Consider the following 20,046-nt stretch of genomic DNA (forward strand, 5'->3'; position numbering starts at 1 on the left):
TCCTAAAGGGTTGTCGTAGACTACGACGTTGATAGGCAGGGTGTGTAAGTGCTGCGAGGCATTGAGCTAACCTGTACTAATTGCCCGTGAGGCTTAACCATACAACACCCAAGGGGTTTTGTGGACTCAAAGACAGACCTTGAATGAGTTTGAAGAGAAACTTTTATAGCTCTATTAAATAGAGAAGCAGCTTTCCGAATTTTAAAATTTGCTTGGCGACCATAGCATTGTGGACCCACCTGATTCCATGCCGAACTCAGAAGTGAAACACAATAGCGCCGATGGTAGTGTGGGGCTTCCCCATGTGAGAGTAGGACATCGCCAGGCTTTAATTTATTTTCACTTTTTTAAAAGTGAAGACAAAAAGGTATCGTTACCTGTACATACATGTAACAACATCTACAGTGTACTAATCTGTTGATGACAATTTGTTGGAGGGATGGCTGAGTGGTCGAAAGCACCGGTCTTGAAAACCGGCAACCGTTAATAGCGGTTCTAGGGTTCAAATCCCTATCCCTCCACCACCATTAGAAAGCCCGCTGAGAAATCAGCGGGCTTTTTTCTTATCTGAGATATACATAAATGAAAAGAGGGAAGAGCACTGACGTGCTCTTCCCTCTTTTGTATTGAAAATAACGACTATTAGTCTGTTAAATATTTCCCTTCTGCAACTTGCCAGAACGCTCGAATTAGAGGGTTATCTAATTGTGCTCGCTTACAACATACACCCAATTCAAACGGTTTGATGGGTTCTATCTTTAAACGGTCTACTTTATCTCTTACTGGACTGTTGTTAATGACCACATCTGGCGCGATACCAACCCCACAACCAAGGGCAACCATGCTCACGATTGCCTCATGCCCTGAAACCTGAGCGTAAATATTGGGTTTTATCTTCATCTTTTTGAACCATGCGTTTGCACGCTCTCGGGCCGTTCCTGCTTCTGGGATGATAAAAGGTACTTCATTCCAGTTTGGTTTATCAGATTGTAGTTGTTGGCTAAAGCTACTCACACCTGATGGGATGATAACGGAAAGTGGTATATCGCTGATGGTCTCGAATTCTAGCCTTGAAGGAAGGATGTCTGGCTTTGCAGAGATCGCGATATCCGCCTCATCATTTAAGATCTTGTCGATGGATTGAGCCGGATCGCCAGTAGAGAGCTTAAATTCAATATACGGATGAATAGCCCTAAATTCGGTTATGAGTTCAGGTAGGTGACTGTAGCTAGCTGTCACAGAACAAAATATACGTATTTCACCTTTAAGCTCTTGTTCTCCGCCCTTCAGATGAAGGTTATATTGTTGCCATTCGCCAACGATGTTCAATGCCACAGGTAATAGATGTTTACCTGCTGGGGTCAGATCAACACTGCGGTTGTCTCTGATAAGCAGCTCTTGTCCTGTTTCCTCTTCAAGCTTTTGTATCTGACGGCTCAGCGCTGAAGGGCTGACATGCATAGCAGCAGCGGTTTTACTGAAACTCTTGCTGTCACATAAATGTATAAATAATTGTAGAGATTTTATGTTCATGTTCTGCGATCGTTTCCATGTTGCATTTATTGCAATAACTAATTGTGAATATATCACTTTCAGCAACGGAGTGTCTGTTTTAGTATGAAGTCATTCGATAGAGAAATATCGACCTTACGGACTTATTTTTAAAGGAGTGCCCTAGAATGGCTAACTATTTCAATACATTAAACCTTCGTGAACAACTAGACCAATTAGGTCGTTGCCGCTTCATGGATCGTGAAGAATTCACGACAGAAGCTGAATATCTTGAAGGTAAGAAAATCGTAATTGTTGGTTGTGGTGCTCAAGGCCTAAACCAAGGTCTGAACATGCGTGATTCTGGCCTAGACGTATCTTACGCTCTACGCCAAGCGGCAATTGATGAAAAGCGTCAATCATTCAAAAACGCTGATGAAAACGGCTTTGTTGTGGGTAGCTACGAAACGCTAATCCCTCAAGCAGATCTAGTTATCAACCTTACTCCAGACAAGCAACATACAAACGTTGTTGAAACAGTAATGCCTCTAATGAAGCAAGGCGCTGCTCTTGGTTACTCTCACGGCTTTAACGTTGTTGAAGAAGGCATGCAATTACGTTCTGACCTTACGGTTGTTATGGTTGCGCCTAAGTGTCCTGGTTCTGAAGTACGTGAAGAGTACAAGCGTGGCTTCGGTGTACCAACACTGATCGCTGTTCACCCAGAAAATGACCCTAAAGGCGAAGGTTGGGATATCGCTAAAGCTTGGGCTGCTGGTACTGGCGGTCACCGTGCAGGTTGCCTAGAGTCTTCTTTCGTAGCTGAAGTTAAATCTGACCTTATGGGTGAGCAAACTATTCTTTGTGGCATGCTTCAAGCGGGTTCTATCGTATCTTACGAGAAGATGATTGCTGACGGTATTGAACCAGGTTATGCAGGTAAACTTCTACAATATGGTTGGGAAACGATCACTGAAGCACTTAAGTTCGGTGGCGTAACTCATATGATGGACCGTCTATCTAACCCAGCTAAAGTTAAAGCGTTTGAGCTTTCTGAAGAGCTAAAAGATCTAATGCGTCCGCTTTACAACAAGCACATGGATGACATCATCTCTGGCCACTTCTCTAGCACTATGATGGCTGACTGGGCGAACGATGACGTGAACCTACTAGGCTGGCGTGAAGAGACAGGTGAAACTGCATTCGAAAACTACCCAACTTCTGACGTAGAAATCTCAGAGCAAGAGTACTTCGATAACGGTATCCTAATGGTTGCTATGGTTCGTGCTGGTGTTGAGCTAGCATTCGAAGCTATGACAGCATCTGGCATCATCGATGAGTCTGCTTACTACGAGTCTCTACATGAGCTTCCACTAATCGCAAACACAGTTGCTCGTAAGCGTCTTTACGAAATGAACGTTGTAATCTCTGATACAGCTGAGTATGGTAACTACCTATTCGCAAACGTAGCAACACCACTACTACGCGAGCAGTTCATGCCTTCAGTTGCAACTGACGTAATCGGTCGCGGTCTAGGTGAAACATCTAACCAAGTAGATAACGCGAAGCTAATTGAAGTAAACGAAGCTATCCGTAACCACCCTGTAGAGTACATTGGTGAAGAGCTACGTAGCTACATGAGCGACATGAAGCGTATCGCTGTAGGCGGTTAATTAGTCGCTTAGATACTGATAAATTTGCAGAAAAAGCGAAGCAGTATCACTAACTCCTTACAGGTTGGAGTTATAAATAAGCAACACAACATCTAATAAAAAGGCTTGGTCGCCGTTGACCAAGCCTTTTTGCTTTTAGTAACAAAGTCTTAAAAATCAATCAAATGAACATTGTTTGATCAGTCTTCGTCGACTTTTAGTTCTTGATTGATCTTCAGAAATACAAAAGGGTTGGTGCTTTCACACCAACCCTTTCAGTTTTCTTGCTTTACGCTTACTTGTCGGCAATCTTTGCTTCTAAGTCCGTTAGCTTTTGTTCCATTTCAGTCAGCTTTTGGCGAGTGCGCAGTAGTACTTGTGTTTGAACATCAAATTCTTCACGGCTTACAACGTCTAGCTTGTTCAGTTGGCCTTGGATAACCTGACGAACTTTTTGATCTACGTCTGAACCAAGCTCTTTTACTGGTTGAGGCATAGAATCGTGGATCTGCTTAGCAATCTGCTCTAGTTTTTTTGGATCAAACATATCAATTAAAACTCCTGAATATTTATCACTATTCTATTTAATCACACTTGAGATGTCGCCTATGGCGTACAAAAAAAGGCCACCGAAGTAGCCTTTTTATTGTTATTACGACTTAGTGATTACTTATTATCAGCTAATTCTCTGTGCGCTGCTTTTGCTTCGTCGACGCGAGCTAGCTTTTCTAGGTCTTTGTCTTCAACAAATACAGGTAGAGGTTTGTGTTTTTCAGCCAAGTAGCTGTAAATCACAGGCAGTACAAACAAAGTGAAGATAGTACCAATCGCTAGACCTGCAACGATTACGATACCAATACTGAAACGCTGAGCTGCACCCGCACCACTTGCGTACATCAGTGGGATTAGACCCGCTATCATCGCAGCCGTTGTCATCAGGATTGGACGAAGACGAACCTTCGCTGCTTCCATTACCGCTTCAATACGAGTCTTGTGATTGTGTAGCTGTTCTTCTTTTGCTACCTCACAGATCAAGATACCGTGTTTGGTAATCAGGCCGACCAAGGTGATCAAACCAACTTGCGAGTAGATGTTCATCGTTGCCGCGCCCCAAGCTAGAGCTATTAGGGCACCACAAATCGCCAGTGGTACAGATACCATGATAACCAGTGGATCTTTTAGAGATTCAAACTGAATCGCCAATACCAAGAAGATGATAGCCAACGCTAAACCAAAGGTCGCGTAAAGTGCGCTACCTTCTGTTACGTATTGGCGTGCTTCACCCATGTAGTCATGGTTATAGCCACTTGGAAGCTTATTGGCAGCTGTGTCTTCAAACCACGCAATTGCATCACCCATTGCAGCGCCTGGAGCCGGTACCGCACCAATCGTAGCCGAGTTCAATTGGTTGAAGTGAGGAAGAGAACGAGGTTCTGCCACAACATCAATCGTAATCAAACTGCCTAAAGGAACGGCGTTACCATCAGCGGCACGTACGTAGTAGTTGTTCATTGACTCTGGGTTCAAACGGAATTTACGTTCAACTTGAGGAATAACCTCGTAAGAACGGCCATTCAAGTCGATACGGTTTACGTAGCCATCTGACATCATGGTACCGAGTGTGATACCGATATCTTGCATGGTCACGCCGTATGCGCCCGCTTTATCCTTGTCAATGTTGATCTTCATGGTTGCTGAGTCGTAGTTCAGGTCGAGATCTGAATACACGAACAGTGGATTTGAAGAGACATCGGCCAGAATGTCTGTGGTGATTTGGAACAAGCTTTCAAAACTGTTTGGCGTTGTAATAACAAACTGAATTGGAAGACCTGAACCGGCACCTGGTAGTTCTGGCATTTGGAATGCAGTTACCGCCATTCCTGGAACGTCTTTCACCAAATTACCAACGCGGTTTGCTACTTCAGACTGGCTTGCTTCACGCTCACTCCATGGAACCATAGATGCGATACCAAAAGCTTGGTTTGCATTAGGCACACCTGTAAATACTTGCGCGTAAGCTACTTCTGGCTGATCAGACAGAATCTTGTTTACGTCGTTCATGGTGTTTTGCATGAAGTCTAAGTTCGCATTCGACGGTGCTGTACCCATCAACATGATTACACCTTTATCTTCTGAAGGTGCTAACTCACTAGGGATGAACTTGAACAACAACGGCAAACTTGCAAATACGATGATAGCAAAACCAATAAATACTGGACGATGTTGCATTACCGCACCAAGCATACGCTCGTAACGGTTAGTCATGCCATCCAGCACGCTGTGAACTTTCTGCTCAAACTTGCTCGGCTCAGCGTGAGCTTTTAGCATTTTTGAACACATCATTGGAGATAGCGTTAGTGCCACGATACCCGAAACAAAAACTGAACCAGCTAGGGTTAACGCAAACTCTTTAAATAGCGAGCCTGTGATACCACCCATCATCGCGATTGGAGCGTATACCGCACCTAGCGTTAATGTCATTGCAATAACAGGGATCGCAATTTCACGGGTACCGATAATTGCTGCTCGGAAAGGGGACTCCCCGAGCTTGATATGCCGGTCGACGTTCTCTAGTACTACGATCGCATCATCTACCACTAAGCCGATGGCGAGTACCATTGCCAGGAGTGTCATCAGGTTCCAAGAGAAACCCATTGCCTGCATTACCATTGCCACACCAATCAAAGACAGTGGGATAGTAACGATAGGAATCAGTACCGCTCGGAATGAACCTAAGAACAAGGTGATTACGATCAATACGATTAATGCAGCTTCAAGGATTGTCTTGATAACCTCTTGAATTGACTCGTTAATAGCAATAGTTGAATCGTACATTACGTTCATAGAGATGTTGCTTGGTAGGTTCTTCTCTAGTTGAGGAAGAAGCTCAAGTACATCTGCAGCGATGTTGATTGGGTTGGCACTTGGTGCCGCATTGATCGCAGCAACAACCGCTTCCTGACCGTTTGCACTTGCACGGTAAACGTCGTGGCTTTTCTCTAGAGAAACCTTAGCGATGTCAGACAGACGAATAATCTCACCTTCACCACTTCTAACGACTAAGTTCTCTAATTCTTCAGTGTTCGATACTTGCGTGTCGGCACTGCCGTTATAAAGAACAAACTCGCCGGTTGCTTGACCTGTAGCCGATTGGTAGTTGTTGGCATTCAATACCGTCATTACATCACTAGCAGTTAGGTTAACTGCAGCCATTTTTGACGGGTCTAGCCATACGCGTAGTGCGTATTTCATGCCACCGTATAGGTCAACTTTCGATACACCATTTACCGTAAATAGCTGCGGGTTAATTACACGCTCTAGATAATCGGTAATTTGGCTCGACACCAACTCATCACTAGTAAAACCAATGTAGAGTACAGCTGTTGTTGAACCAGTCGACATGGTTACGGTTGGATCTTCCGCTTCTTTTGGAAGCTGAGAACGCACCGAGTTTGTCTTGGCCAGTATGTCAGACAGCGCTGCATTCGGGTCGGTGTTCAACTTCATGTTCACCGTAATCGTCGAGCTACCGAGTACAGAAGAGGAAGTCATATAGTCGATGTTATCCGCTTGCGCCACAGCCTGTTCGAGGGGTTGGGTGATAAAGCCTTGGATAAGATCGGCACTTGCACCGTAGTAACTCGTGGTTACGGTTACAACGGTATTCGTCATTTCAGGGTATTCACGCACCTGCATTTTGAAGATTGCTTGTAAGCCAAGCAGCGCAATCAAAAAGCTGATGGATACCGCTAGAACTGGACGTTTAATAAAAACATCAGTAAAGCGCATTGTGCCTCCAGTTACAGCTTAGGTGTTTCAGATGGTGGAGTGATTGCATCACTTTCAACAACCTTAACTTTGGCGCCGTTACTTAGACGTACTTGGCCAGAAGTTACAACCGTATCGCCAGCTTTAACGCCTTCAAGGATGTGCGCGATATCTGCTGTGCGTTCACCAACTTTCACGACGTGTTGAGCAACACGCTGAACGCCGTCTTCTTCAGTCAGGATGTAAACATTGTCACCGTATAGAGTGAAAGTAATCGCTGTTTGAGGCAGAGTTACTTGATTCTCTAGTTTAGGCAGAATGATGTTAGCGCGAGCGAACATGCCGCTACGAAGTTTGCCATCATTGTTTGGAATATCTGCTTGAACTTGGATAAGACCACTTTGGATGCTAACAGCGGGTTCAATTGCACTAATAGAGCCTTCAAACGGTGTTTCTGGGTAAGCATCAACAAAGATGTCGACAGCTTGGCCTACATTGATACGAGAGATGTCGGTTTGAGAAACCGTGAAGCGAAGGCGCATTACACTGGTATCTTCTAAACGAACGATATCTGTACCCGATTGCAGGTATTGACCTAGGTATACGTTACGAATACCAACAGTACCGTCGAATGGTGCACGAATTTCACGGCGCTCGATCGATGCTTTTAAGCTTTCAATGTCAGCAGATAGAGAGTAGTAGTTTGCCTCTGCTTCATCGTATGCTTCTTTTGAAATAGAGCCTTTCTTAAACAGGCCTTGGTAGCGTTTGTATTTTGCTTTTGCCGCAGGCAGGCGAGCTTCAGAACTCTTTAAGTTGGCTTTTTCTACGCCAGAATCAAGACGAACAAGAAGTTGGTCATTTTTAACGTCAGTTCCTGAACCAAAAGAGATTTGGTCAATAACACCGCTAGTTTCATTAGCTAGTGTCACACCTTGGTTAGGTTCGATGAAGCCGATAGCTTCAATCACTGGAACCCAGTCGATCGGCTGAACTTCAGTCACTGTTACTGGAAACTCTGGTTCAGGGCGGTTGGCCATATACTCAGCAATTTTTTGTTGTTTGAACATGTTGAACCCAATAACGCTGCCGAAAAGTAGTACAGCGATGAGTAACATGAAGAAAGTCCACTTTTTCATTATGGTCAAAACTCCGATCTAGTGTTTAATTATTGCGTCCCAACTGGCTTCAATTGCAGCTTCTAGTGCAGCCTCGTCGAGTTGGTAAAATCCTAAAGAATGCTTTCGCGCTAGAGATACACTAGCTGCTAAGCTCAAGCCACTTAGTACTTCATTATCAAGTGGTTTAAACAATCCTTGCTCTTTACCCTCATTAAATAGCAGCTCAACTTGGGCAAACATTTTACGTTCTAGTTCCCTGAAGTTTAGGCTATTTGTTATGGGTAGTGAGTCATACTGAACCCGATTTTTGATCGCGGCTAAGTTCGTTCCTGCTAAGTTCCATATGTTGAGCCACATGGTTCTATAGCGTTGCTTTATTGGATCCGAATCATTAACCCCTTCTTGAACAGCATCAGCTACTCTTTGAGTCACGAGCACTCGAACATCATCTATCAAGTGGTCTTTATCATCGAAGTAGCGGTAGATAGTGCCTGCAGCAACCCCCGCCTCTTTGGCTAATTTTTGCATTGAAAGGCCTTGAAAGCCGACCTCGGCAATGAGCTTTTCAGCGGCAGAAAGTATTTGTTGGCGTTTATCCTGAGGTGCATGAGTTGTCATTATTCCATCACCAGTGAATGAACGTTCATTCATTATAGCCTAAGAACCACACACATGTGCAACAAAGTTTTACACATGCAGCGTAAAAATCTTGTATAAGAGAACGTAGCATTCGAGGTGTTGCAGCATTATTATAGGCGCGCAATTTAATTCGCTCCTCTAGACCAAATTGAGAACCAAATGAAACTGAACCCAAGACAAGATGAAGCCGTGAAATATGTTTCGGGCCCCTGCTTAGTATTAGCGGGCGCTGGATCCGGTAAAACACGTGTTATCACGAATAAGATCGCTTACTTGGTTCAAGAGTGTGGCTATAAGGCGCGTAATATTGCTGCGGTAACCTTTACCAATAAAGCGGCACGTGAGATGAAAGAGCGTGTTGGACAAACTCTTGGTAAAGGTGAGTCGAAAGGTCTGATCGTTTCAACGTTTCACACCATGGGTTTAACTATCATTCGTCGTGAATATAAAGCACTGGGTTTGAAAGCGGGTTTTTCTCTATTTGATGATCAAGACCAGTTAGCTCTGTTAAAAGAGTTAACTGAAAGACAAATTGATGGCGATAAGGATTTATTGCGTGCATTGATGAGTGCGATTTCGAATTGGAAGAATGACATGCTGACGCCAGATCAGGCGAAAGCTCGAGCTCAAGGCGAACAAGAACAGCTTTTTGCATTCTGTTTTGAGATGTACCAAAAACAGATGAAGGCCTATAACGCACTCGACTTTGATGATTTGATTGCGATGCCGGTATTACTGCTCAAAACCAATCAAGAAGTACGCGAGCGTTGGCAGTCGCGTATTCGCTACTTATTGGTGGATGAATACCAAGATACCAACACCAGCCAATATGAACTGGTTCGCTTGCTTGTTGGAGAGCGCGGCCGCTTGACGGTGGTAGGTGATGACGACCAATCTATCTATTCATGGCGTGGTGCAAAACCGCAAAACTTGGTGCTGCTTGGTGAGGACTACCCGAACCTACGCTTGATCAAACTAGAGCAAAACTATCGTTCAACCAGTCGAATCTTACGTGCGGCGAACATCTTGATCGCCAACAACCCACACGTTTATGAAAAGTCACTGTTCTCAGAGATCCCAGACGGTGAAAAGCTCAAGGTACTGAATGCTAAGAATGAAGAGCATGAGGCCGAGCGTATTACCGGTGAGATCATCGCTCATAAGTTTTTGAACCGTACTGAATATAAAGATTACGCAGTGCTTTACCGTGGTAACCATCAATCGCGCTTGATTGAAAAAGCGCTGATGCAGAACCGCGTGCCTTACAAGATCTCTGGCGGCACCTCTTTCTTCGCCAGAGCAGAAATTAAAGACATCATGGCTTACCTGCGTGTGTTGGTGAACCCAGATGATGACAACGCCTTCCTACGTATTGTAAACACACCGCGTCGTGAGATTGGTCCGGTGACGCTTGAGAAATTAGGCAGCTACGCCAACATGCGTGGTAAAAGCTTGTTTGAAGCAAGCTTTGAAATGGGCTTAGAGCAAACGCTGACGGGGCGTGGTTTAGAAAACCTGCGCCGATTCGGTGATTGGATTGTTCGTATCTCGGATAATGCTGAACGTGGTAATACGGTTGAGGCTGTTCGTTCTTTGGTTCGTGATATTAACTATGAAGATTGGTTATACGAAACCTCTGCGAGCCCGAAAGCTGCTGAAATGCGAATGAAGAACGTTTCTGATCTTTATAGTTGGATTGTGGCCGATCTTGAGGGTGACAACTACGACAAAGAAGAGAAAACCCTACGCGAGGTGGTTCAACGTTTAACGCTGCGCGACATGATGGAACGAGGTGAAGATGATGACGATGCAGATCAAGTTCAATTAATGACATTGCACGCATCGAAAGGCCTAGAGTTTCCGTATGTATTTCTGATGGGTGCTGAAGAGGGTATCTTGCCGCACCAAACCAGTGTCGATGAAGGTAACGTAGAAGAAGAGCGTCGTCTGATGTATGTAGGGATTACTCGAGCTCAGAAAGAGCTGACCTTTACTAAGTGTCGTGAACGTCGTCAGTATGGCGAGTTGATTAAGCCAACACAAAGCCGCTTCTTAGATGAACTGCCACATGATGATGTGGAGTGGGAAAGCGTGAAGAAGCCACAGTCCGCTGAAGAGCGAATGGAGAAAGGGCAGGCGCACATTGCTAACATTCGTGCGATGTTCAATAAGAAATAATTCTCTACTTAATTAACACCATATAGAAGACAATAAAAAAGGTGACCATGAGGTCACCTTTTTTGAATTTGGCATTTTTAATTACAGACCGGCAATCATGTGCTCGATAGCATCTTTGATTTCGTCGTCTGAACAGTCCATACATGAACCTTTCGCAGGCATCGCATTGAAACCGTTGATTGCGTGGTCAGCTAGGATGTCGCGACCTTGAGCAATACGAGGACCCCAGTCACCAGCATCACCTGTTTTAGGTGCGCCACTTACGCCAGATGCGTGACAAGCGATACAAAAGGTACCGTAAACTGCTGCGCCATCACGAGGGCCTGTTGGTTCTGCGGCTACTGGCTCGCTGCCGACTAGGTAAACTTGGCCAACTGGTTTGATGCGTTCAGCAATTGCATCTTGCTCCGCTTCGCTAAGGCCTGCAGCCATTGCGCCAGTTGAAAAGGTTAAAACTGCGATGACAACGCTTAAAATTCGACGAGACATATCCATTAAACTCACTTTACATTCCCAAGGTAAGTACATGCTTACCAATTTATAGTGTTGGAAGGGTGTTTTGGCTTTAACCAGCAAAGAGCAACTGTTAAACCAATGTAAATAATGGGTGATTATATCCCGATAAGTTGTTGCAATAAACAACAACTTATAAGCTGTGGCAGGTTGTAGTACTCAAATAAGGGGTTTATCACATATTAACTGTCGAAAAAGAGACCAAACAGAAAAAAAAGTTAAAAAAGTACTAGACGGCATTGGGTGATATACGTATTATTCCACTCCGCCGACAGGGCATGCGCCTGTAGCTCAGCTGGATAGAGCGTTGGCCTCCGGAGCCAAAGGCCGAAGGTTCGAATCCTTTCAGGCGCGCCATCCGGTCACTTACTTCGGTAAGCGAGAAATTGGCAGAAAAGAAATTATGGTGGCTATAGCTCAGTTGGTAGAGCCCTGGATTGTGATTCCGGTGGTCGCGAGTTCGAATCTCGTTAGCCACCCCATTCTTTCTTTACAAAATATCGGTAGCTTCGGCTTCCAGTGTTGATTCATTCTTCCCAAGAGTCGATACAAAACTAGTCGGTGAATAGCGCAGCTTGGTAGCGCATCTGGTTTGGGACCAGAGGGTCGGGGGTTCGAATCCCTCTTCACCGACCACTATTTCAATAATCGCTTTTAAGCGGTTATATAAAAAATTAGTGGTGGCTATAGCTCAGTTGGTAGAGCCCTGGATTGTGATTCCGGTGGTCGCGAGTTCGAATCTCGTTAGCCACCCCATTAATTTTGGTAGCTTCTTTGAAGTTTCCAGTTTGAGAAATCAAGCGAAACGTCTCGGTGAATAGCGCAGCTTGGTAGCGCATCTGGTTTGGGACCAGAGGGTCGGGGGTTCGAATCCCTCTTCACCGACCACCTTAAGAAAGCTCATCAGAAATGATGAGCTTTTTTTTCATCTGTAGATCGCTAGATTGGAACCCAAGTGGGGTTCGCCTGATGTTCAAAGAATGTCTCTTCACTGATCACTTAAGAAGCTCCGTCAGAAATGACGGGGCTTTTTTACGTCTGGAATTTAGATAATTTGGTGCCAAGAGGGTCGCGGGCTGGTGCGCCAGCCCGGTAGATCGCCAGTCTGCAGGGAGCCCTGCCGCGCCAAACCCCTCTTCATCGACTCTTAAGAAGCCTTAGTCGAAAAACTGGTTTTTTACATCTGTTGTTTCAGTAACTCTCTACTTTGAATATTGGGATCTTACCTGCTGTTGCTTCCGTAAACCTCCCCCTTTATATGTAAGACAGATTCCTACCATTTTTCTTGATTATGGTGCTGATACAGAGCTACTTTCTTTATCAAACATGCAGTTTTATATCTAATTTTATATAAATAGTTAGTTCAATAATTCGACATACTAATGGGCTTGGTCTAAAGACTTTTATGAAAAGTGAAACCTGACCCTAAACCTGCTCACTAAGGCCTGAATTTGACAGCTTTCTGCGCATTTGCTCGTTCAAAAACGCCTCTGATTTGTTAAGCCTTTCATTTCTCTGGTTTGTATTTATCAAAATAATTTAAATGGTTATATGTATGGTTAATTTTCGTTTATCTAGTTGTTTTATTTGTTTAAATTAACAAAATTAGCGTTTGTTTCTATAGTGTTAATTGTTTTTTGGAATAATTATTTGTTTTCGGTGACTGGTAGTGAGATCTGCTTTGAAGCACAGTTTAAACTCTACAAGTAAGTGGTGGTAAGGAGTTTGTGAGTATTTCTTACCGATAATATAATGTTGATTTTTCTTACTATATGCTCTTTGAGTGAATAGTTATGTGGCACTTTTGCTTGCTAAGCGTTTAATGTCGACTTTTTATCCTATTTTTGTTGCTTTTCTGTGAATTATTTGCCAAATTGTCAACCGTATAAAATATCAGAACAATATTCTGGTAAGAATGGATTCAATTTTGCAGACAGGGCAGAAAGCTGCCAAAGCAGTAGAGGTCTGGTAATGTCACTTTTAGAAGTAAAAAATCTTCGTATCGAATACCCATCTCGTCATGGAGTTCACGCCGCAGTTAAATCACTTTCGTTCAACATTGAACGTGGTGAGATTGTTGGTGTTGTAGGCGAGTCTGGTGCAGGTAAATCAACAGTAGGTAATGCTGTGATCGATTTGCTGAGCCCTCCTGGCCGCATTGCTAGCGGCGAGGTATTTCTGGACGGCGAAAAAGTCTCTGGTTTATCTCCTGAACAGATGCGTTCTGTTCGCGGCTCAAAGATTGGTTTTATCTTCCAAGACCCAATGACTTCTCTTAACCCTCTATTCACAGTAGAACAGCAGTTAAAAGAGACGATTCATGCCAACATGAAGGTTTCGGATCAAGAAGCCTACCAGCGCTCATTAGACTTGATGAACCAAGTGGGTATCCCACAACCAGAAAACCGTTTAAAGCAGTACCCACACCAATTCTCTGGCGGTATGCGTCAGCGTGTGGTTATCGCGATCGCATTGGCTGGTGAACCTGACCTAATCATCGCAGATGAACCAACAACTGCACTGGATGTTTCTATCCAAGACCAGATCTTGGGTTTGATTCGCGACTTATGTATTAAGAAGAACGTAGGTTGTATGTTGGTCACACACGACATGGGTGTGGTATCTAATGTTACTGATCGTGTAGCCGTGATGTATCGTGGTGATTTGGTTGAGTTTGGCCCGACGGCGAAAGTCCTTGGTACTCCTGAACACCCATACACACACAGTCTTATCTCAGCGGTTCCACGTTCAGACCGTAAACTCGATCGTTTCCCTCTTGTGAGCTACATCGAAGAAGCGCACGAGATGGAACCTCTAGATGTGAAAAATCACTGGTTAGGTCAAAGCCAAGATCACCGTGATTACACTGGCCCATTGTTGAATGTTGAAAACGTGCACTTACGCTTTACTACCAAAGATTCTTTCTTTGAGAGTCGTCGTGAGTACGTTCAAGCATCAAACAACGTGAGCTTTGAAGTGCATGAAGGTGAGACGTTTGGCTTAGTAGGTGAATCAGGCTCAGGTAAATCAACTATTGCTCGTGTGATTGCTGGCTTGTATGCACCGAATTCAGGCAAGGTAACGTTTGAAGGCGTTGACCTTACTGGTCTGAAATCTGAAAAAGAACGTCGCCCTATGCGTCGTCAAATGCAGATGGTTTTCCAAAACCCTTACACATCAATGAACCCTCGAATGAAGATATTCGACATCATTGCTGAGCCTATCCGATTCCATAAACTTACGCGCAACGAGAATGAAACTCGTCAGATCGTGAACGACCTGCTAGAGCACGTTGGTTTAGGCGTAATGGCCGGGGTTAAGTACCCACACGAATTCTCAGGTGGCCAACGTCAGCGTATTTCTATCGCTCGCGCTTTGGCAACTCGCCCTCGTCTTTTGATTTGTGATGAACCTACCTCGGCACTGGATGTGTCGGTACAGGCTCAGATCCTTAACCTATTAAAAGACTTACAAGACGAGCTAAACCTAACCATGCTGTTCATCAGTCACGATTTACCGGTTATTCGCCAAATGTGTGATCGTGTTGGTGTGATGCAAATGGGAGAACTATTGGAAGTCGCGCCAACCGAGCAGCTATTCCAATCGCCTCAGCATGAATACAGCAAACACCTAATTTCTTTAATGCCTGAATTTACAGGTTTAAGAGAAGAAAAAGCAGTGGCACAAGCCGCGGTATAAAAATCAGCAGGCTGGAGTTTGGCTTGCTAAAAACAATAAACAGACGCAAATACAACAACTAGGGATCTGGATTCCCGCATGAAGGAGTTATGCAATGAAAACCATGAAAAGCAAATTAGCAGTAGCTTTAATGGCAGCTGGCCTAAGCTTTAGTGCAGCAGCAGCAGATATTACCGTTGGCTACGCAGCTGACCCTGTATCACTTGACCCGCACGAGCAGCTGTCTGGTGGCACACTGCAAATGTCTCACATGGTGTTTGACCCTCTAGTACGTTTCACAAAAGAGATGGATTTTGAAGGCCGCCTAGCATCTAGCTGGGAGCGTGTTGATGAAACGACTTTCCGCTTTAACCTACGTAAAGGTGTGAAATTCCACTCTGGTAACGAACTGACTGCTGATGATGTTGTGTGGACTTTTGAACGTCTACAAGCTTCTCCAGACTTTAAGTCTATCTTCACGCCATACGAAAAAATGGTAAAAGTGGATGACTACACAGTTGAGCTTGTTTCTAAAGCGGCTTACCCACTAGTACTACAAACAGCAACTTACATCTTCCCAATGGACAGCAAGTTCTACTCTGGCCAAACAGCAGAAGGTAAAGACAAGTCTGAGCTAGTTAAGCACGGTAACTCGTTCGCTTCGACTAACGTTTCAGGTACTGGTCCATTCATCGTAACGCAACGTGAGCAAGGCGTTAAAGTAACGTTTGAGCGCTTCAACGATTACTGGGACACAGAAACTGAAGGCAACGTAGACAAGCTAACACTTGTGCCAATCAAAGAAGATGCAACACGTGTTGCTGCACTTCTTTCTGGCGACGTTGATATGATTCACCCAGTAGCACCAAACGATCACAAGCGTGTTAAAAACGCTAAGAACATCGATCTAGTAACGCTACCTGGTACTCGTATCATTACGTTCCAAATGAACCAAAACAGCAACGAAGCACTGAAAGACGTGCGCGTTCGTCAAGCAATCGTTCATGCTATTAACAATGAAGGTATTGTTAAGAAAATCATGAAAGGTTTCGCGACAGCAGCTGGTCAGCAAAGCCCAACAGGCTACGCGGGTCACAACGAAGACCTAGTTCCTCGTTACGATCTGAAAAAAGCGAAAGAGCTGATGAAAGAAGCGGGCTACGAAGATGGCTTTACGCTAACTATGATGGCACCGAACAACCGTTACGTGAACGATGCGAAAGTAGCGCAAGCGTCTGCAGCAATGCTATCTAAGATTGGTATTAAAGTTGATCTTAAGACTATGCCTAAAGCACAGTACTGGCCTGAGTTTGACCTATGTTCAGCAGACATGATGATGATCGGCTGGCACTCAGATACAGAAGATTCAGCTAACTTCAACGAGTTCCTAACTATGACTCGTAACGAAGAGACTGGTCGTGGTCAATACAACTGTTCTGGTTACTCAAACCCAGAAATGGATGCGATCGTAGAAGCTTCTAACACTGAAACTGACCCAGTTAAGCGTTCTGAAATGCTAAAAGGCGTTGAAGCAACACTTTACAACGACGCAGCATTCGTACCGCTACACTGGCAAAGTGAAGCGTGGGGCGCGAAGTCTAACGTAGGTGCAGCAGACGTAGTAAACCCAATGGTTATGCCTTACTTCGGCGACCTAGTTGTAAAATAATCTAGCTTGCTAGAATCGAGAGCCTGAAGCTTTTCAGGCTCTCAAATTATTAATAAATAGATTTAAGTTTCGGTATTTGGTCTTCCTTCAGTCTGGCTAAATACCTTTTTTAAGACTGAATTTTGTTATCTAGTCGTGGATTTCGATTAGATAGTCATGGATAGATAAGGGGCAAGGAATGGTTACGTTTCTGGTCAAGCGCCTGTTTCAGGCACTGATAGTGATGTTTGTGATCAGTTTGGTGGCGTTTGCCATTCAGGATAACCTGGGCGACCCGTTGCGTGAGTTAGTTGGTCAATCTGTTTCAGAATCGGAGCGTCAAGCGCTGCGTGATGAACTCGGCTTAAATGATCCCTTCATTACAAAATACACTCGCTTTGTGGGCGCAGCTCTACAAGGTGATCTTGGTACTTCATATTTCTTTAAACGCCCTGCTGTGGACGTAATCTTAGATAAATTGGTCGCGACGCTTGAACTTGTGTTTGGCGCTTCTCTGATCATTGTTTGTCTGTCGATCCCACTCGGCGTTTATTCTGCAATACACCCAAAAAGTTTCTTCACTAAATTGGTGATGGCGGGCAGTAGTGTCGGCATCTCGGTACCTGTTTTCTTAACCGCAATCATGCTGATGTATGTGTTCTCGATTGAGTTAGGTTGGCTACCGTCATTCGGACGTGGTGATACCGCAAACTGGTTCGGCTGGGAATCTGGCTTCCTAACGCTAGATGGCCTTGCGCACTTAGTGCTGCCGAGTATTGCTCTAGCATCTATCATGCTGCCTCTGTTCATTCGTCTAGTACGCTCTGAAATGCTCGAGGTTCTTAGTTCTGAATACATCAAGTTTGGTAAAGCAAAAGGCCTAGCGCTGAACAAGATTTACTACCAACACGCTCTGAAGAACACAATGCTACCTGTACTAACGGTTGGTGGTGTTCAAATTGGTACAATGGTGGCTTACACCATTCTTACGGAAACTGTATTCCAGTGGCCGGGTACCGGCTTTCTATTCCTTGAAGCGATTAACCGAGTGGATACTCCACTGATTACCGCATACGTTATCTTCGTTGGTCTGATCTTCGTAGTAACGAACACCATTGTTGACCTGCTGTACGGCATCATTAACCCAACAGTGAACATTACAGGGAAAGGAGCATAATCATGGAACAAACAACAACAGCTCCATCTCGCTGGGAGCGATTTAAGCAGTCAGACATTCTGTACTACTTCTTACGCGATAAAGTGGCAATGGTCAGCTTTGCGATCTTTGCAGCCTTCCTAGTGATGGCATTAGCGGCACCGATCTTAGCGCCAACAGACCCGTATGACGTGACGTCTATCGACATCATGGATTCTGAGTTGCCACCATCTTGGATGGAAGACGGAGAAGAACGTTTCCTACTGGGTACTGATGAGCAAGGTCGTGACATCTTATCTACGATGCTTTACGGCTCGCGTCTGTCACTGACGATTGGTTTCCTCGCGGTAGGTCTTCAGCTGACTCTTGGTATTATTATTGGTCTGTCTGCGGGTTACTTCGGTGGTCGTATTGATAGCTTCCTGATGCGTTTTGCCGATGTTCAGCTTTCGTTCTCAACCATGATGGTTGCGATCATTGTCTCGGCCATCTTTAAGGCGAGTTTCGGTAGTGACTTCTACGCGCAATATGCCGTTGTTATGCTGGTGGTGATTATTGGTATTGCTGAATGGCCGCAGTATGCTCGTACTATTCGTGCATCGGTATTGGCAGAAAAGAAGAAAGAGTACGTAGAAGCGGCACGTGTGATGGGCTTTAGAGCGCCTCGTATCATGTTCCGTCATATTCTGCCTAACTGTTTATCACCGATTTTGGTTATCTCTACGGTACAGGTGGCAAATGCCATCATGTCAGAAGCGGCACTTTCTTTCCTAGGTTTGGGTCTTCCGGTAGACCAACCGTCACTCGGCGCCCTGATCAGTACTGGTTTTAACTACATTTTCTCAGGAGCATGGTGGATCACAGCATTCCCAGGAGTGCTTTTGGTAACATTGGTTCTAGTTATTAACCTATTAGGCGACTGGTTACGCGACGTGTTTAACCCGAAAATTTATAAAGGGTGATAGCTCGGTTTGATTTTTAGTAAAAAAAGTCACTAAACTAAGAGCCGTAAGCAATTACGGCTCTTTTTTTGCTTAATGGATCTGGAACTTAGTATCATTGATAGTGTCAATAATACTTAAAATGGAATTCATGTTTTATCGACATAGATTCGGTAATAATTAGCCCGTAAGGGTTTAAGTGGTGGTTATGAAATTGACAATGAATGCTGTATGTCGTGCTGTGACGAGAAATTATCGTATGGGGCTTATCGCTGCATCTCTTTTGGTATCGAGCCAAGTGAATGCAGAGTCGGTTCTATGTGATGCAACTCAGGCAAGCACCAACCAATTACCACAGCTAGAGCAATCATGTCCGATCGGTAAGGGTGTTTGGGGGAGCAAGGCGCCTAAACGTCATTCAGATAACGAGCTGTTTTGGGTTCAATGTGGCTTGCTGAATAAGCCTTTGTCACTGAACCGAGCAAAGCCCCTATATGAGAAGATCTCGACCAATGTATGGATGAAGCCGGAAGGCGGAGACTATCGTTGTTTAATTGGCCCTTATTCTACCTTCTCCGATGCAAGAAAAGACCTAGCTCAGGTCCGTAAAGTGTCTGGATACAGTGAAGCCTTCATTCGTATGGTTGATAAGTCTCAGACCTCGTCACAGCCTATTGTTGCAAAACCGGCAGAGCCAAAAATGGTTAAGCCTAAGGCTCCTGGAAAACCAAAACCAAAACCAAAACCAACAGCAAAACCTGTGGCCGTTAAGCAAGCGGCCGCGGTAACGAGTGCTGCTGCTATTCAGACGCTACCAAGCGGTAATGCGCGCTCAGATGGTGATCTAGAAATCGAGATTCGCGTGACAGCAGACGTTGCGGGTAACCAATATGCGATTCCTTACCTTCTAGACCATCAACAACAGTTCTACATGGAACAAGGTAAGCCTTGGAGCCGCCTAGATTACGATAGCGCTGAATTAGTGTGTAATCAGGTCAACATGAAGCTGATGAGTGAAAAGCAATGGCAAAGCATCTTGAGCTCAAAGGTTATGGAAAAACAGAATTGGCCAATGCACCTCCCTTATTGGGGCGCAGATAAGAAAGGCCTGTTTACCAACGGTAACGTTAACCAATTGAAAGGCTCTTCATTGCTCAATGTGATGTGCGTTAAGTAACGACGACCGTTGTTATACCAAATAAGCCTCAGCCATTGCTGGGGCTTTGTTGTTTATACATTCTTCTTTTTCAACATCGGTTCG

The 20,046-nt window shown here is 44.6% G+C and carries 13 protein-coding genes, 6 tRNA genes and 2 rRNA genes; 15 read left to right on the top strand and 6 right to left on the bottom strand.

Translation table 11 applies throughout. The annotated features are described in order from the left end of the window. The 3 genes from L4C44_RS15985 to L4C44_RS15995 form a co-directional block, all read left to right on the top strand. Positions 1-101 (top strand): 23S ribosomal RNA (locus tag L4C44_RS15985); the annotation flags it as partial. A 110-nt stretch (positions 102-211) separates the two neighbouring features. Beyond that, positions 212-327, top strand: a 5S ribosomal RNA gene (gene rrf / locus L4C44_RS15990). Between the two features lie 106 nt (positions 328-433). Continuing rightward, positions 434-524: transfer RNA gene (locus L4C44_RS15995), tRNA-Ser, on the top strand. Positions 525-642: 118 nt separating this feature from the next. Here L4C44_RS15995 and ilvY read toward each other — a convergent pair. Next, the gene (ilvY, locus tag L4C44_RS16000; RefSeq protein ID WP_372383709.1) at positions 643-1,533 is read right to left on the bottom strand and encodes an HTH-type transcriptional activator IlvY; all 891 of its coding nucleotides are present in this window, start codon (positions 1,531-1,533) and stop codon (positions 643-645) included. Between the two features lie 146 nt (positions 1,534-1,679). On the opposite strand from ilvY, the gene ilvC reads away from it, so the two are divergent. Next, entirely contained in the window at positions 1,680-3,164 is a 1,485-nt protein-coding gene (ilvC, locus tag L4C44_RS16005; protein WP_054548023.1) for a ketol-acid reductoisomerase, read from the top strand. A gap of 274 nt (positions 3,165-3,438) precedes the next feature. Here the strand turns inward: ilvC and ubiK are convergent, their stop codons facing one another. The 4 genes from ubiK to L4C44_RS16025 all read right to left on the bottom strand — a co-directional run bounded on the left by ubiK (position 3,439) and on the right by L4C44_RS16025 (position 8,650). Next, positions 3,439-3,690, bottom strand: a complete 252-nt coding sequence (gene ubiK / locus L4C44_RS16010; RefSeq protein WP_004735787.1) for a ubiquinone biosynthesis accessory factor UbiK — start codon at positions 3,688-3,690, stop codon at positions 3,439-3,441. A gap of 119 nt (positions 3,691-3,809) precedes the next feature. Further along, positions 3,810-6,932: a multidrug efflux RND transporter permease subunit gene (locus tag L4C44_RS16015; protein WP_428805359.1), complete on the bottom strand. Its 3,123-nt coding sequence runs from the start codon at positions 6,930-6,932 to the stop codon at positions 3,810-3,812. 11 nt (positions 6,933-6,943) lie between these two features. Beyond that, positions 6,944-8,050, bottom strand: a complete 1,107-nt coding sequence (locus tag L4C44_RS16020; protein ID WP_060983266.1) for an efflux RND transporter periplasmic adaptor subunit — start codon at positions 8,048-8,050, stop codon at positions 6,944-6,946. An 18-nt stretch (positions 8,051-8,068) separates the two neighbouring features. Beyond that, the gene (locus L4C44_RS16025; protein ID WP_010433399.1) at positions 8,069-8,650 is read right to left on the bottom strand and encodes a TetR/AcrR family transcriptional regulator; all 582 of its coding nucleotides are present in this window, start codon (positions 8,648-8,650) and stop codon (positions 8,069-8,071) included. Between the two features lie 180 nt (positions 8,651-8,830). Here L4C44_RS16025 and rep point away from each other — a divergent pair, with 180 nt between their 5' ends. Next, entirely contained in the window at positions 8,831-10,849 is a 2,019-nt protein-coding gene (gene rep / locus L4C44_RS16030) for a DNA helicase Rep (RefSeq protein WP_108020191.1), read from the top strand. A gap of 81 nt (positions 10,850-10,930) precedes the next feature. Here rep and L4C44_RS16035 read toward each other — a convergent pair whose 3' ends face one another. Beyond that, positions 10,931-11,344, bottom strand: a complete 414-nt coding sequence (locus L4C44_RS16035) for a c-type cytochrome (protein WP_017069626.1) — start codon at positions 11,342-11,344, stop codon at positions 10,931-10,933. 298 nt (positions 11,345-11,642) lie between these two features. On the opposite strand from L4C44_RS16035, the gene L4C44_RS16040 reads away from it, so the two are divergent. The 10 genes from L4C44_RS16040 to L4C44_RS16085 all read left to right on the top strand — a co-directional run bounded on the left by L4C44_RS16040 (position 11,643) and on the right by L4C44_RS16085 (position 19,962). Beyond that, positions 11,643-11,719 (top strand) — tRNA-Arg (locus L4C44_RS16040). Positions 11,720-11,768: 49 nt separating this feature from the next. Further along, positions 11,769-11,844 (top strand) — tRNA-His (locus L4C44_RS16045). Between the two features lie 77 nt (positions 11,845-11,921). Further along, positions 11,922-11,998 (top strand) — tRNA-Pro (locus L4C44_RS16050). A 44-nt stretch (positions 11,999-12,042) separates the two neighbouring features. Next, positions 12,043-12,118, top strand: a tRNA-His gene (locus L4C44_RS16055). Positions 12,119-12,173: 55 nt separating this feature from the next. Further along, a tRNA-Pro gene (locus L4C44_RS16060) sits at positions 12,174-12,250 on the top strand. A 1,083-nt stretch (positions 12,251-13,333) separates the two neighbouring features. Continuing rightward, positions 13,334-15,061 carry a dipeptide ABC transporter ATP-binding protein gene (locus L4C44_RS16065; protein WP_019826573.1) on the top strand — a complete coding sequence of 576 codons (1,728 nt, stop codon included), beginning with the start codon at positions 13,334-13,336 and terminating at the stop codon, positions 15,059-15,061. 94 nt (positions 15,062-15,155) lie between these two features. After that, a complete protein-coding gene (locus L4C44_RS16070; protein ID WP_065677336.1) occupies positions 15,156-16,709 on the top strand; it encodes an ABC transporter substrate-binding protein in 1,554 nt (517 codons plus the stop codon). Between the two features lie 178 nt (positions 16,710-16,887). After that, a complete protein-coding gene (locus tag L4C44_RS16075) occupies positions 16,888-17,865 on the top strand; it encodes an ABC transporter permease (RefSeq protein WP_210447262.1) in 978 nt (325 codons plus the stop codon). A 2-nt stretch (positions 17,866-17,867) separates the two neighbouring features. After that, positions 17,868-18,806, top strand: coding sequence for an ABC transporter permease (locus L4C44_RS16080; RefSeq protein WP_017060135.1), 939 nt, complete (start codon positions 17,868-17,870; stop codon positions 18,804-18,806). 187 nt (positions 18,807-18,993) lie between these two features. Then, the gene (locus tag L4C44_RS16085; RefSeq protein WP_428805360.1) at positions 18,994-19,962 is read left to right on the top strand and encodes an SPOR domain-containing protein; all 969 of its coding nucleotides are present in this window, start codon (positions 18,994-18,996) and stop codon (positions 19,960-19,962) included. Positions 19,963-20,046: the final 84 nt, after the last annotated feature.

It is taken from the genome of Vibrio satsumensis, from assembly GCF_050337435.1.
GTDB classification, from domain to species: domain Bacteria; phylum Pseudomonadota; class Gammaproteobacteria; order Enterobacterales; family Vibrionaceae; genus Vibrio; species Vibrio satsumensis.